Genomic DNA, 13,969 nt, shown 5'->3' on the forward strand with positions numbered 1-13,969 from the left:
CATCGAGAGATGGAGTGGGCAACAGGCACGCGCCGGAGTGCAACCGCCGTTACGGCGAGCGTGGCGTTTTATGCGGCGGCAGCCGCCAGCGCGCAGGCGCAACAGTCGGCGCAACAGCCGGCGCAATCCGAGGGCAATGCACAGCAAGGAGCTCGTAGCGGCCAACCGGCTGCGACGCAGCCCGCTACGCTGCCCTCGATCAGCGTCAACGGCTTGGCCGGCAACGACGGCACGGTGGGCCTGGTTGCCCGCCGTAGCAACACCGGCACCAAGACCGATACCCCGCTGAAGGAAATTCCGCAGACCATCAACGTCGTCACGGCGCAGCAGATCGAAGAGACCGGCGCAACCAGCATCAACGAGGCGCTGCGCTACATTCCGGGCTTCTCGACCTATGGCGCGGACGTGCGCTCCGACTGGTATTCGGTGTTGCGCGGCTTCACGCCGACGGTGTTCGTCGACGGCCTGCAGGTGCCCAATACGCTCAATCTCGCGAGCTGGCGTGTCGATCCGTTCATGATCGACAGCATCACCGTGCTGCGCGGCCCGACCTCGGTGCTGTACGGGCAGGGCGATCCGGGTGCGATCATCGACGTGCAGAGCAAGCTTGCCAACGGCGAGCGTATTCGCGAAGTGGAAATGCAACTGGGCGACTACGCGCGCAAGCAGATCGCATTCGATGTGGGCGACAAGGTCGATCAGGCCGGCACGCTGTCCTATCGTTTCCTCGGCGTGGGACGCGATGGCAATTCGCAGACCGGACCCAATCCGGAGCAACGCGTGGCATTGGCGCCCTCGGTGAAATGGCAGCCGAACGCGAAGACTTCGCTGACGGTCGAGGCGAGCTATCTGCAGGATTGGGGCGACGCGTCGAATAACTTCCTGCCGGCGCAGGGCACGGTCTTGCCGAATCCGAACGGCAAGATTTCGCCGGACCTGTACACGGGAGATCCCGAGTTCTCGCACTATCGCAAGAAGCAGTGGTCGGTGGGCTATCAGTTCGAATACAAGTTCGATCCGGTGTGGACTTTCCGGCAGAACACGCGCTTGATGCACCTCTCGCTCGATCAGGGGCAGGTGTTCGGCGGAGGTCTCGATCCGGCCGATCCGACCGAGGCGTCGCTGCTGCGCTATGTCGGTTTGTATCAGTTGAACTACAGCCGCTTCGATGTCGACAATCAGGCGCTGGCTCGCTTCGGCACCGGTCCGCTCGATCATACGGTGCTGCTCGGCTTCGAATACAACCGGCAGGCGACTACCGATAGCGAATCGATGGCGACCGGTCCGAGTCTGAACATGTATAACCCGGTCTATACGCCGATCACCAACGCGATCTTCAGCGGACCGGACGCGTTCCCGCGTACCGACACGAAGTCGACCATGAACGCGTTCGGCGTGTATGCGCAGGACCAGATCAAGTGGCAGCGCTGGGTGCTGACGCTCGGCGCACGCCAGGACTGGAGCAACACCACGCAGAACGATATCGCCGGTGGCAGCCGTCTCGAGCAGAACGATCATGCATTCTCCGGGCGTGTGGGTGTCGTGTATCTCGGCGATTACGGATTGTCGCCGTACATCAGCTACTCGACGTCGTTCAATCCGCTGGTTGGCGTGAAGATCGTCGGCGGCGGCATTGCCGAGCCGACCAAAGGCAAGCAGATCGAAGCGGGTTTGCGCTGGCAGCCGGCCGGCAAGAACCTGATGCTGAACGCCGCGGTTTATCAGATCAATCAGACCAACGTCGTGACGCCTGATTTCGGCATCGATCCGACCGGCGGCACGAGCGTGCAGACCGGCGAGGTGCGTTCACGCGGGATCGAGTTGAGCGGCGTGGGCAATGTCACGCGCAACTTTTCGGTGATCGCAGCGTATGTGTACCAGGACGTGAAGAACATCAAGGCCGGCGACGATACGTTGGGCAAGTGGCCGGTGGATATTCCGCGGCCGCGCCAGATGGCGTCGCTGTGGGGCGACTGGACATGGCACGCCGGGCCGCTGGCAGGCCTCGGCTTCGGTGGGGGCATTCGCTATCAGAGTGGCGCGGCGGGCGCCGCCGACAACTCGCTGTACGTGCCGAGCTACACCGTGTACGACGCGGCGGTTCACTACGAAACGCGCAACTGGCGCTTCGCGGTGAACGGTCAGAATATTTTCAATCGCCGGTTCGTGAGCGGTTGCCAGTCCGTGAATACCTGTTTTTACGGGAATCCACGCACAGTGATAGCAACTGCAAGATACGACTGGTAAGCATGTGGCAATGACACACACATAGGAACCCACCATGTCGAAGAAGAAACTCGTTTACATCTGGTCGCTGAGAAATGCCGCCGCCGACAAGGCCGGCCAGGAGATTGCATACAAGAGCGGCACGCGCTACATGAAGTCGGTGCTGGAGTCGCTCGTCGAGGCGCTCAACGACACCGAACTGGGCGATCAGTACTCGCTCGAAAAAGTCATTTACGACGACGACGCCGGCTCCAGCGTGGATCGCGAGAAACTGAAGGAATACGGCTTCGCTTACGAACCGGGCAAGCGTTGGTTGTATCCGCCGAATCTGCGTGTGCAGGGCAAGCCGGTCAACGATCTTCTGCTCGCCATTCCATCGACGTACCGGCGTGAGCCGCTCGATGCACCCGGACGACCGGCAGGCAAGAGCGCTTTCGAAAAGCATCTGCTCGACACGCTGGTGGCGTTGAAGGCCGACATCGTCGTGCTCGACGGGTTGCTGATCATTCTCGACGAACTGGTTCGGCCGGGTGCGCCGTTCTATCGCAAGATCGTGAACATTCACCCGGGCGTGACGCGCGCCGAATCGCCATACGAGCGGCGCGGCGCGTATGCGACGCTCGATGCGCTCTACGGCGCGCGCGGCAAGAAGGTGGTCAACTGGAAGACGATGGAAACCGTGGCGGTCGAACCGCTTTATTTGACGGGCGCATCGTTTCACTATGTCGACAACGGAATCGATTCGGGCGAGGTGATTCACGACGTGCTGAACACCGAAATCGATAAGGACGATACGATCCTCGAACTGCGCTGGAACAATTTCAACCGAAGTCTTTTCCCGGCTCTGAACGAAGGGCTCGCGATAATGGCGGGGCAAACGGTGCAAGTCGAGGCATGAGCGGTGAAGCGGTGCACAGGCGCCGCTCTGAAATTATCCACTTGTGCACGGTGCCGTCGAAGAAGCGCTAGCTACACGCGTCGCATTGAGCTGGTTGATGCTGCTGCTTTTGCGCCGGCGCGCATTTCTCGCCGCTTAGCCTTCTCGACGCGCTGCCGGATATCACGAAACTGAGCGCGGCAAGCACCCACACGCCGACTCCGCCGTAGACCATCACCCAGCCGAATCCGTGCATCAACGCGGCATGCACGGCGCTTCCTGATGGGTCGATTTGCGCCAGCGCGGGCATCCCCGTTCTGACTGCTTCGACATCGCCCGCCGCAATCTTCTCTGCGAGTCTGCCGAGCGGCGCAGTGTCGAGCGTCTTCGGCAAGCGCGTCTTCAGACTGGCAAGAATTCCGCCGACCAGGATTGCACCCATCAACGCGATGTTGATCGCGAGCGTAATCATCCGCGCACTCATATCGATGCCCGACGCCATGCCCGCCCGTTCCGCGGGAACCGCGGCTGTGGTCGTATTGGTGACGGGCGTATTGGTGAGACCGAGGCCCGCGCCCGCTATCATGCAACCGGGCAACAAGGTCCATAGGTCGGCATGCGCGGCGCCGCTACCGTAACGCATCAGCATGAAGCCGAGGCCGATCGTAAACAGGCCGGCAGGTATGGCGATTCCCGAGCCGTAACGCAGTGCGAGACGTTCGCCGAGCGGCGGAAAGAGAAGCGTTGGCAGCGTGTAAGCGAGCAACGCCAGTCCGGCGCTCACGCTGTCGTAGCCGAGGCCGATCTGGAAATAGATCGGCAGATAGATCATGAACGGCCAGAAGCTGAAGTTCATGCCCGCCGAGCCCATCAGTGCGCCGGAAAACTGCGGAATCCTGAACACTGAAAAGTCGAACATGGGCCGCGTATTGAGTCTCTCGGCAAACAGAAAGGCCACGAATGCGACCAACGTTGCCGCGATAATGAAGAGTGCACGCGGATTGCTGAATCCAAGCGCCGGAACCTGCGTGATGAAATACACGAGCCCGAACACCGCCAACGACAACGTGACGATGCCGGCAACGTCGAGCGTATGCGCATGCGGGTCGCGCGATTCCTGCACGCCGCTGAAAACGAGCATCAAGGTCACGACCGCGAGCAGCGCATGCACCCAGAAGACCCATTGCCAACTCGACAACGCCACGATGGCCCCGCCGATGATCGGCCCAAACCCGAGTCCAATACCGAAGATAATGCCCCACGCGCTGAAGGCGCGAGCGCGTTCGGGGCCTTCATTGAACTGATGCGATAGCACGGCCACCTGGCAGATCAGCATGGCGCCGCCGCTCGCGCCTTGCAACAGGCGCGCGACGATCAGCGTCGGCACGCTTTGCGCGAGTCCGCAGATCAGCGACGTGATGCCGAACAGCGCGATGCCGACCACGAAGATGCGCCGGCGGCCGAAGCGGTCCGCCAGCGTGCCGGTCGCCATCAGCACGGTGGTCACCGCGAGCGTGTAGGCGTTCATGATCCACTGCATGCCTTTGAAGTCGCCGTGCAGTACGCGTTCGAGCGTTGGCAGGATCACCGGCACGCTGGAGATTTCGAGGCCGAACATCAGCGAGGCGAGGCACACCGCGCCCAACGCCAAAGTGTTTTTGCGGAGCGAGAGGAAAGTGGCTGATTGCGGGGTCTTGTCGCTCGCGACCGCTCCTGCGCGATGCGCTTCGTGCGAAGTCGGTTGATGCCCAACTGCTGCGTTTGTGCTGCGCCATTCTTCACGCCGTGGCGGCGCGATCGGGTCATGGGACATGGAATTTACCTCGTTAGTCGATGGGCTCGCCCACCATGGACTGTGTAATATAGGGGGAATTCAGGTCCCGATTGACGCGTGAAAGTCCCGGAAATGCGTCTCCATGGGAACCAATAGGGCAAAGCAGATGAGCGACATCCTCGATGGTGTGACGACGTTCGTGCGCGTGGTCGAAACAGGCAGTTTTGCGCTCGCGGCGGAGCGGATGAACCTGACGCGCTCGGCGGTCGGCAAAGTGATCGTGCGGTTGGAGAAGCGCCTCGGCGTGCGCCTGCTCAATCGGACGACGCGCAGCCAGAGCCTCACCGAAGACGGGCAGGCTTACTACGACCGCTGCGTGCGCGCGCTGGCCGAGCTCGAAGCCGCGGAGGCGGATCTCGACTCCGGCCGTCGCGAGCCCCAAGGCCGTTTGCGCGTGAGCGTGCCGCAGGCATTCGGTCACTACTGCGTGGCGCCGGTGCTGCTCGGACTTGCGCGCAAGCATCCGCAATTGAAGATCGACATTTCGATTACCGATCGTTTCGTCGACGTGATCGAAGAGGGTTTCGATCTCGTGGTGCGCGTGGGCCCGCTGGCCGACAGCGTGAGTCTCGCCGCGCGCAAGCTCGGCATGCAGCATGCGAGTATCGGCGCCGCGCCGGCGTATCTGGCGCGTCATGGCACGCCACGCAACGTGGAGGAATTACGCGGTCACGCTGTGATCGGCTACTTGCGAGCAGGATCGGCGCAGCCGTGGGATGTGGTCGATGTCGACGGCCAAATTCGCCGCGCGCAGGTTCAGCCGCAGCTCGGTTTCGACGACATGAAGGGGATCGTGGATGCCGCTCTCGCTGGCTTCGGCCTCGCGTGGCTGCCGAGTTGGCTATTGACCCGTTATGAGAAAACGGGCGAGCTGGTGACAGTGATGGAGAATTGTTTCCGGCCTGCTCAGGAGATTCATCTGGTGTGGCCGAAGAGTCGCTATCTGGCGCTGAAAACGCGCTGTGCGATCGATGCGTTGGTCGCGGAGATTCCCGCCATGATCGGGGCGCCCGCTCCGGGCGCCCCTCGTTCACGCGATGCTTAGAACTGCAGCGTTGCGCTGGCCACGGCAGTGCGCGTCGCCGACGGCGCCACGTAGTAGCCCCACGCCGTCGTCCAGTAACGGCGATTGAACAGGTTGTTGATGCCCGCGCGGAACGTCACGTCCTTGCCGGCGATCTTCGTCTCATACCGTCCGCTCAGATCGAACGTGGTGTAAGCCGGCACGAACTGCGTGTTCTGCGCGTCGACGGCCTGGTTGCCCACATACTTGCCGCCGAACGCCAGCGTCAGCGGACGCAGATACGACGGGTTGTATTCGATCCGGCCCGTCACGGTGAAGCGCGGCGCGCCGTAGATGCGCTTGCCTTCCACGGTCGGATCGTTCACGTCCATGGCCTTCGTGTCGAGCCACATCACGCCGCCCAGCACGCGCCATTCGCTCGTGACCGCAAGCCAGCCGCTCGCGTCGAGGCCTTGATAGCGCTTGGTGCCGTCCTGCACGAAGATGTTGTCGACGTTCGTGTAGTTGTAACCCTGATCGACGCGGAACAGCGCGAGGTTGGCGCCCCACTTCGCGTGATCGGTTTTGAAGCCGACTTCGTACTGCTTGCTGCGCAGCGGGCCGAACGTGTCCGGGTAGTTGAGGTTGGTGTTCGACGCCGCGCCGCCCTGTTCCAGCGACTCCACGTAGCTCACGTACAGCGTGGAGTACGGATCGGTCTTGAACATCAGCGCGAAGGTCGGCGTGACCGGGTCCGCCTGGTATTGCGACGACACCGCGCCGCTCGGGTCGTACACGTGCTGCTGGTATTGCGTATAGCGCACGCCGACCAGCGCCGCCAGACGCGACGTAAGTTGCACGGTGTCGCTCGCGTACACGGCGGCTTGCGTGGTGCGCTGCTGACGGTACAGGTTCGAGCTGATGCTGACTTCGTCGTTGGTCAGCAAGGTGCTGGCGTACAGATTGCCGTTGCCGAGGAAGTAGCCTTCGTTCCACCCCGTGCTGTTGCTGTACTCACTGGTTTGCGTCAGAAAGCCTGCGCCCACCACCACATCGTGCTTGATGGTGCCCGTGTTGAAATGCCCTTGCACCATGCCGTCGACGTTCTGATAGAAGTAGCGCGTGAGGGCCGCATAGAGCGTGTTCGAGTAGTTGCCTGCGGGGTCGGTGACGAACAGGAAGCTGTCCGAATTAGTGCGGTTCTCCTTGGCGAAGCGGTACTTGATGCTCGCATGCCAGTTTTCGGAGATGCGGTAATCCAGGCCCGTGCCGAACGAGGCCATCTCGGTCTCGTAGTAGTTCTGCGGTTGCGTGAGCGCGTGGGTGACTTTGCTCGCGTCGGGAATGCCGCCGGCGTCGCCACCGAACATCAGGCCGAACAGCGTGCCGTTGGTTCTGCGCTTCTGGTAAAACGCGTCGGCGCTCCACGTCAGGTCCGGCGTGATGCGGAAGTCGAACGCGAGCGACGCGACCTGGCGGCGCACGTGGCCGTGGTCTTCGGCGGTGTTGCCGTTTTCGTTGGCGAGGTTCAGGCGGTAGCCGAAACGATCGTCATTGCCGAAGCGGCCGCCCAGATCCACCGCCTCGCTGAACACGCCGGCCGACTTGTAGCCGACCGAGATGCTGCGGTACGGCGTGTCGGTGGGGCGTTTCAACACGTAGTTCACGATGCCGCCCGGCGAGCCGAAGCCGTACATGAAGCCCGACAGGCCCTTGAGCAATTCGACCTGCTCGAACGGCTCCAGCGAGAGGTCGGTATCCCACGAGGGGAAAGTCTGGCCGTCCACCTTGACGCTGTTCAGCGTGTCGATCGGCATGCCGCGCACGGTGAACATCGAGTTTTCGCTGACACCGTTGTCGCTGATCACCGAGACCGCCGGATCGTACTTGTACAGATCGTTGGCGGTTGTCGCGAACAGGTCCTGCGCCTCGTCGCTCGTCACGACGTGGGTCGAGAACGGCGTGTCCACCTGCTTGCGCGAACCCAGCGCGCCCGCGCTGATGGTGTCGGCCTGGGCCACAGTGGTGTCTTTTGCCGCCGAGACGCTCACGGCCGGCAGCGTCGTGCCGGCGTCGCTGGCCGCGACCTGCGCCCAACCCGAAGTCGACAGCGTGGAAAGCGTCAAACCGACACTTGCCAGAAGGCCCGCGCTCAACAGCGAGGGAGTGCGGCGTGGGCCGCGCACAAACGCCGGTCGGCCGGCGACAAAGAATTTCTGCATGTTGTTCGAATTTGGACAGGACGACGCCGGTCGCGCACCTGGAACTGTGCGGAGAGGCCTCATCGAAAGCGAGTGGTTGGAGTAATCGAAACGTAAGAACACGGCTGCGTGCAAATGTTAATGCATCTGATTCGCATTAACAATATATTTGTCGAAGGTCGTTAGTCATCTATAAGACATCTGTCATAAGACGTAGCTAAATCTGCCGAAAGCCTTATCCGGCGGGGCTCGACCCTGTGAGCAACGTTTCCGCGATATGTTTGTTTAGCAGCGAGTAGAGGAAAACACGCATATACTCACGGCTTGGCCGTAGAAAGTAGTGCCGTGCGTCGCGCCGCAACGTTGTTTTGCCGCAACGCGCTGGTCGGCACCGCCCAACGCTCTGTCTAACACTTCACCTAGCAAAGCACCGAACATGTCCACACCGCCGAAGATCATCTACACCCTGACCGACGAAGCGCCTGCTCTGGCGACTTACTCGCTGCTGCCGATCGTGAAGGCGTTCACGCGCTCGTCCGACGTGATCGTCGAAACGCGCGATATTTCGCTTGCCGGCCGGATCATCGCTGCATTCCCCGATTACCTGAGCGCGGAACAGAAGGGTCCCGACGATCTGGCGGAACTGGGTGGACTCAGCACGCGTCCGGAAGCGAATGTCATCAAGCTGCCGAACATCAGCGCGTCGGTGCCGCAACTGAAGGCCGCGATCACCGAACTGCGCGATCAGGGCTACAAGCTGCCGGCGTATCCGGACGTCGCGAACACGGACGCCGAAAAAGACGTCAAGGCGCGCTACGACAAGATCAAGGGCAGCGCGGTCAACCCGGTGCTGCGCGAAGGCAATTCGGACCGCCGCGCGCCGCTGTCGGTCAAGAACTACGCCCGCAAGCATCCGCACAAGATGGGCGCGTGGAGCGCGGACTCGAAGTCGCACGTCGCGCACATGAGCGGCGGCGATTTCTACGGTAGCGAAAAGTCGGCGCTGATCGGCGCAGCCGGTTCGGTGAAGATCGAACTGACGGCGACTGACGGTTCGAAGACAGTCCTCAAAGAAAAGACGGCCGTGCAAGCAGGCGAGATCATCGACGCTTCGGTGCTGTCGAAGAACGCGCTGCGCAGCTTCATCGAAGCGGAAATCGCCGACGCGAAGGCCAAGGGCGTGCTGTTCTCGGTGCACCTGAAGGCCACCATGATGAAGGTGTCGGACCCGATCATCTTCGGTCACGTGGTGTCGGTGTTCTACAAAGACGTGCTGACCAAGCACGCCGACGCGCTCGCGCAAGCCGGCTTCAACCCGAACAACGGTATCGGCGATCTGTACGCGCGCCTGAAAGACCTGCCGGCTGAAACGGTCGCCGCGATCGAAGCCGACATCAAGGCGCAATACGAACAGCGTCCGCAACTGGCCATGGTCAATTCGGACAAGGGCATCACCAGCCTGCACGTGCCGAGCGACGTGATCGTCGACGCGTCCATGCCGGCCATGATCCGCGAGTCGGGCAAGATGTGGGGCGCGGACGGCGCGCTGCACGACGCCAAGGCCGTGATTCCGGACCGCTGCTACGCAGGCGTTTATCAGGCAGTGATCGAAGACTGCAAGAAGCACGGCGCGTTCGATCCGGTCACGATGGGCACGGTGCCCAACGTCGGCCTGATGGCGCAAGCGGCTGAAGAATACGGCTCACACGACAAGACGTTCCAGATCCCGGCGAACGGCGTGGTTCGCGTGACGGACGCAGCCGGCACGGTGCTGATCGAACAGCAAGTGGAAGCGGGCGACATCTGGCGCATGTGCCAGACCAAGGACGCGCCGGTTCAGGACTGGGTCAAGCTCGCGGTCAACCGCGCCCGCGCTACCAACACGCCGGCCGTGTTCTGGCTGGATGCGGCGCGCGCGCACGACGCCCAGATCATCAAGAAGGTCGAGCAATACCTGAAGAACCACGACACCACCGGTCTGGACATTCGCGTCATGACGCCGGTCGAAGCGACCAAGTTCTCGATCGAGCGTATTCGCGCGGGCAAGGACACGATCTCGGTCACCGGCAACGTGCTGCGCGACTACCTGACCGACCTGTTCCCGATCATGGAACTGGGCACGAGCGCGAAGATGCTGTCGATCGTCCCGCTGATGGCTGGCGGCGGCATGTTCGAAACCGGCGCGGGCGGTTCGGCGCCGAAGCACGTTCAGCAACTGGTCGAAGAAGGTTTCCTGCGTTGGGATTCGCTCGGTGAATTCCTGGCGTTGGCCGCGTCGCTCGAACATTTGAGCAGTGCGTATCACAACCCGAAGGCGCAGGTGCTGGCCAAGACGCTGGATCAGGCAACCGGCAAGTTCCTCGACAACGACAAGTCGCCGGCGCGCAAGGTTGGCGGCATCGACAATCGCGGCAGCCACTTCTACCTTGCGCTCTACTGGGCGGAAGCACTGGCCGCGCAAACCGAAGACGCGGCGCTGCAGGCGCAATTCGCCGGCGTGGCGAAGGCACTGGCTGAGAACGAAGCGAAGATCGTCGAAGAACTGGCTGCGGCACAAGGCAAGCCGGTGGATATTGGCGGTTACTATCGTCCGAATGTCGAACTGACGAGCAAGGCCATGCGCCCGAGCGCCACGCTGAACAAGATCGTGGACGCGATTGCTTAAGGCGCTGACGCCGTAAGTTGCACAGAAGCAGGCGGTAAACATGACGATGGCGCTTTCGAGCGCCATCGTCGTTTCTACGCCGACGTGGATAACGGCCATACGGGCCATCACACGTGAACGATTTCCCACTCGCTGAGTTTTTCTGGAATCTCGAGCGTCGACGTGTCGTCGCCTTCCGAGAGATGCGGGCAGATCAAGCCGCGTGCTAGGTCATCCGCCGCCTGTTGCGGGCTGGCAAATTCACCGAGCGTTTCGTTGCCGTAGGTTGCCTCCCAACCGTCCTGGCCCGGCAAAATATAGAAAGCACCCTGATTCGAACCGAAGCGAAAGCCTTTCATTTTTAGTCTCCCAAGTACCATTTAAAAACCGCGGTGCCGTGGCGGCTTCGTTTCAGAGGTTGGGATTCTTCAGACGTTGTTCCGTCTCTTCCCACTCCGCTCGACTACTGAAGCGCCGGCTCTTGTAAAAGAGTCTACGTCAGCAGGCAGCGGCGCAAGTGGCTGTCGAATGCTTCGTTTCGTCAAAAATTAGTGTTTATAAATAAAGACTTATCGTCTTTGTTTCGCGATGTGCAACGTGGGGCGACATTGCGAAATGCCGAATTTGTGCCACGCACCACGATTTTTTACGAGGCGCGTGGTCGTTCCGCATCGTGAAATATTGAGGGTTTTGCGGGACCGTTGTGCGGTAGCGAGGCGGCCAGGTGGCGCAGCAAACGCCAGCGCCTCGATCAATCCGCGATCCGCCGCAAAAAATCCAGCACCACGCGATTGAATTGCGCCGGCCGCTGCAGCGGCGCGAAATGGCTCACGCCGGGCAGCAGGATCAATTCGGCGCCGGGAATGCTGCGGGCGAGATAGTCGGCGTGTTCCGGCTTGATGAACTCGTCGTGCTCGCTTTGTACGATCGCGACTGGCACGCGAATCTGTGCGAGATCGCCGGCGGAGTAGTTGGGCTCGGTTTTCATCATCGTGCTGACCGCGCCGACGAAGGCCTCGAAGTCGTCCGGTGTCGCGGATAGCTGCGCGTAGTCTTTTGCATGGCGGCTGAAGCAGCGCTCGATCGCGGGCGTCGGCACAAATGGCCTGGTGCCGCTCGGGTCCATATTGCAGCCGAAGAAGAACACGCCCGCTACGCGCTCAGCGGCGGTCGCGCCTAACACCATCGCGACGCACGCGCCGTCGCTCCAGCCCACCAGCGCGGCGCGTTCGAGTTGCAGTGTGTCCATGACGGCCAGCACGTCGGAGGCCATCAGCTCGTAGCGGTAGGGCCGCGCGTCGCGAGTGCTGCGGCCGTGGCCGCGGCTGTCGACGACCACCACGCGACGTCCCGCATCGAGCAGCGCCGGAACCTGGTAGCCCCAGTTGCCGCTGTGTCCGAGACCGCCGTGCAGCAGGATCACCGGCGCGCCGGCGCCATACGATGCGTACCAGATTCGCGCGCCTTCGTGCTCGACGTAGCCTTCGTCGCTCGGGACCGGCAGCGGCGCGGCGCCGTGGGCTTCGAAGCGTTCGAGGTCGTCGTCGTGCGGATGGGTGGAGGGTTCCATTGCCGTTGTCTCCGCTGTGTCGACCAGAGGTGGCGCTTTTAGCGCGCTACTCCGGTCCCATGCAACATGGCTGCGTTGGGAATTCGCTAGGTTGCCAGCGTTGCCACCAGAAGATCAACAGACCTACGACATTTTGCATTCGGGCGGTGTGGGCACATCTTCCTTCGTCCCCACACGGCTCTTTTTAGTGACGCGTCTGTCCGAGCCCTGTCTGTGCCGCCGGATTGCCGCCAGTCGCGCCCACTGCGAGCTTTCTGCCCGGCGCGGGGAACACCACCAGCATCAACACGACGCCCGCGAGCAAAACAACAGCCAGTCCGATCAATCCATATTGCGCGCTGCCGGTCTGCGTCTTGACCCAGCCGACGAACGCCGGACTCACGAATCCGCCGGTGCCGCCGAGACTCGTGATCATCGCAATACCGCCCGCCGCCGACGAGCGCGGCAGGAAGGTCTGCGGAATCGTCCAGAACACCACGAACGACCCATACGACGCCGCTGCGGCAAGCGCCAGCAGCCCGACGCCGAGTGTGACGTTATGGCCGGCGGCGGGCAACAAGGCAAACGCCAGCGCGGTCACGCAGGCGCTCACCGCGACGTGCCAGCGCCGCTCCATGGTCCGGTCCGAGCTGGCGCCCACCACATAGGTCCCCAGCGCCGCCGCGATGAACACCAGCGCGGACAACAGGCCCACGTCCAGCACGTTGGCGACGCCCAGATCGCGGATGATGGTGGGCGCCCAGAAACCGATCGCGTTGAACGGCATCATCACCGCGAAGTAGACGAGCGCCGCGAGATAAACGCGCGGGTTGGCAAGCGCGCCGCGCAGTCCGTCGAGATGGCCGGTCTGTTTCGCCTTTTCGTCGGCGGCGAGTTCACGTGAGACCAGCGCTTTCTCGTGCTCGTCGAGCCAGCTCACATCGTCCGGCTTGTCGCCGAGCAGGAGGAAGGCGACGATGCCGAGCGTCACCGCCGGCACGCCTTCGAGCAGGAACAGCCACTGCCAGCCGGGCAAGCCGCCCACGCCGGCCAGCCGCGTCATGATGAAGCCCGACATCGGGCCGCCGACAATCCCGGCCACCGCCGTCGCCATCATCAGGAAGGCGGTGACGCGAGCGCGCCGCGCGCCCGGAAACCAGCAGCTCAGATAGAAGATGATGCCGGGGAAGAAGCCCGCTTCGGTCACGCCGAGCAGGAAGCGCATGGCGTAGAACTGCATCGGCGTGCGCACGAACATCATCAGACTCGACACCAGCCCCCACGCGAACATGATGCGTAAAAGCGTGCGGCGTGCGCCGATACGCTGCATCCACAGATTGCTCGGCACTTCAAAGAGCACGTAGCCGATGAAGAAAAGCCCCGCGCCCAGACCATATGTCGACTCCGAAAAACCGAGGTCGTGCATGAACTGAAGCTTGGCGAAGCTGATGTTGACGCGGTCGATATAGCTGATCACGTAGCAGAGAAACAGCAACGGAATCAGCCGGAAAAAGATCTTGCGATAAGTGCGTTCGACGCCGACGGACGTGTTGCCGCCGGACGTCGTTGCGTCTGAATGCGAATAGCCGTGCATGATGGTCTCGCGCGAAAAATGCCAACTGCGGTGAGCGTCGC

At 62.1% G+C, this 13,969-nt stretch carries 9 protein-coding genes; 4 read left to right on the forward strand and 5 right to left on the reverse strand.

What is annotated here, in order from left to right; all coding sequences use genetic code 11:
* The first annotated feature begins 9 nt into the window (after positions 1-9).
* Positions 10-2,247: a TonB-dependent siderophore receptor gene (locus tag BPHYT_RS20275; RefSeq protein ID WP_012425975.1), complete on the forward strand. Its 2,238-nt coding sequence runs from the start codon at positions 10-12 to the stop codon at positions 2,245-2,247.
* A gap of 34 nt (positions 2,248-2,281) precedes the next feature.
* Positions 2,282-3,124: a hypothetical protein gene (locus BPHYT_RS20280; protein ID WP_012425976.1), complete on the forward strand. Its 843-nt coding sequence runs from the start codon at positions 2,282-2,284 to the stop codon at positions 3,122-3,124.
* Positions 3,125-3,191: 67 nt separating this feature from the next.
* On the opposite strand, the gene BPHYT_RS20285 is transcribed toward BPHYT_RS20280, so the two are convergent.
* Entirely contained in the window at positions 3,192-4,916 is a 1,725-nt protein-coding gene (locus BPHYT_RS20285) for an MFS transporter (protein ID WP_012425977.1), read from the reverse strand.
* A gap of 127 nt (positions 4,917-5,043) precedes the next feature.
* On the opposite strand from BPHYT_RS20285, the gene BPHYT_RS20290 reads away from it, so the two are divergent.
* On the forward strand, positions 5,044-5,982 hold the full coding sequence (locus tag BPHYT_RS20290; protein WP_012425978.1) for a LysR family transcriptional regulator: 939 nt from the start codon (positions 5,044-5,046) through the stop codon (positions 5,980-5,982).
* Here the strand turns inward: BPHYT_RS20290 and BPHYT_RS20295 are convergent.
* Entirely contained in the window at positions 5,979-8,162 is a 2,184-nt protein-coding gene (locus tag BPHYT_RS20295) for a TonB-dependent siderophore receptor (RefSeq protein ID WP_012425979.1), read from the reverse strand. The genes BPHYT_RS20290 and BPHYT_RS20295 overlap by 4 nt on opposite strands.
* Before the next feature lie 415 nt (positions 8,163-8,577).
* Between BPHYT_RS20295 and BPHYT_RS20300 the strand changes: the two genes are divergently transcribed.
* Positions 8,578-10,806 carry an NADP-dependent isocitrate dehydrogenase gene (locus BPHYT_RS20300; RefSeq protein ID WP_012425980.1) on the forward strand — a complete coding sequence of 743 codons (2,229 nt, stop codon included), beginning with the start codon at positions 8,578-8,580 and terminating at the stop codon, positions 10,804-10,806.
* A 107-nt stretch (positions 10,807-10,913) separates the two neighbouring features.
* Here BPHYT_RS20300 and BPHYT_RS20305 read toward each other — a convergent pair whose 3' ends face one another.
* The 3 genes from BPHYT_RS20305 to BPHYT_RS20315 all read right to left on the reverse strand — a co-directional run bounded on the left by BPHYT_RS20305 (position 10,914) and on the right by BPHYT_RS20315 (position 13,928).
* Complete coding sequence (locus tag BPHYT_RS20305) at positions 10,914-11,144, reverse strand: hypothetical protein (RefSeq protein ID WP_012425981.1); 231 nt, start codon at positions 11,142-11,144, stop codon at positions 10,914-10,916.
* A gap of 392 nt (positions 11,145-11,536) precedes the next feature.
* Positions 11,537-12,355: an alpha/beta fold hydrolase gene (locus tag BPHYT_RS20310; protein ID WP_012425982.1), complete on the reverse strand. Its 819-nt coding sequence runs from the start codon at positions 12,353-12,355 to the stop codon at positions 11,537-11,539.
* A 184-nt stretch (positions 12,356-12,539) separates the two neighbouring features.
* Positions 12,540-13,928 (reverse strand): MFS transporter, encoded by a 1,389-nt coding sequence (locus tag BPHYT_RS20315; protein ID WP_012425983.1) that lies wholly within the window; start codon positions 13,926-13,928, stop codon positions 12,540-12,542.
* Positions 13,929-13,969 lie beyond the last annotated feature (41 nt).

Origin of the sequence: Paraburkholderia phytofirmans PsJN, from assembly GCF_000020125.1 — a bacterium.
Lineage (GTDB): Bacteria > Pseudomonadota > Gammaproteobacteria > Burkholderiales > Burkholderiaceae > Paraburkholderia > Paraburkholderia phytofirmans.

Excerpts from the sequence above, each read along its gene's own strand:
- BPHYT_RS20285 (WP_012425977.1), bottom strand. The coding sequence starts at position 4,916 with ATGTCCCATGACCCGATCGCGCCGCCACGGCGTGAAGAATGGCGCAGC.
- BPHYT_RS20305 (WP_012425981.1), bottom strand. The coding sequence starts at position 11,144 with ATGAAAGGCTTTCGCTTCGGTTCGAATCAGGGTGCTTTCTATATTTTG.
- BPHYT_RS20300 (WP_012425980.1), top strand. The coding sequence starts at position 8,578 with ATGTCCACACCGCCGAAGATCATCTACACCCTGACCGACGAAGCGCCT.
- BPHYT_RS20295 (WP_012425979.1), bottom strand. The coding sequence starts at position 8,162 with ATGCAGAAATTCTTTGTCGCCGGCCGACCGGCGTTTGTGCGCGGCCCA.
- BPHYT_RS20275 (WP_012425975.1), top strand. The coding sequence starts at position 10 with ATGGAGTGGGCAACAGGCACGCGCCGGAGTGCAACCGCCGTTACGGCG.
- BPHYT_RS20310 (WP_012425982.1), bottom strand. The coding sequence starts at position 12,355 with ATGGAACCCTCCACCCATCCGCACGACGACGACCTCGAACGCTTCGAA.
- BPHYT_RS20280 (WP_012425976.1), top strand. The coding sequence starts at position 2,282 with ATGTCGAAGAAGAAACTCGTTTACATCTGGTCGCTGAGAAATGCCGCC.
- BPHYT_RS20290 (WP_012425978.1), top strand. The coding sequence starts at position 5,044 with ATGAGCGACATCCTCGATGGTGTGACGACGTTCGTGCGCGTGGTCGAA.
- BPHYT_RS20315 (WP_012425983.1), bottom strand. The coding sequence starts at position 13,928 with ATGCACGGCTATTCGCATTCAGACGCAACGACGTCCGGCGGCAACACG.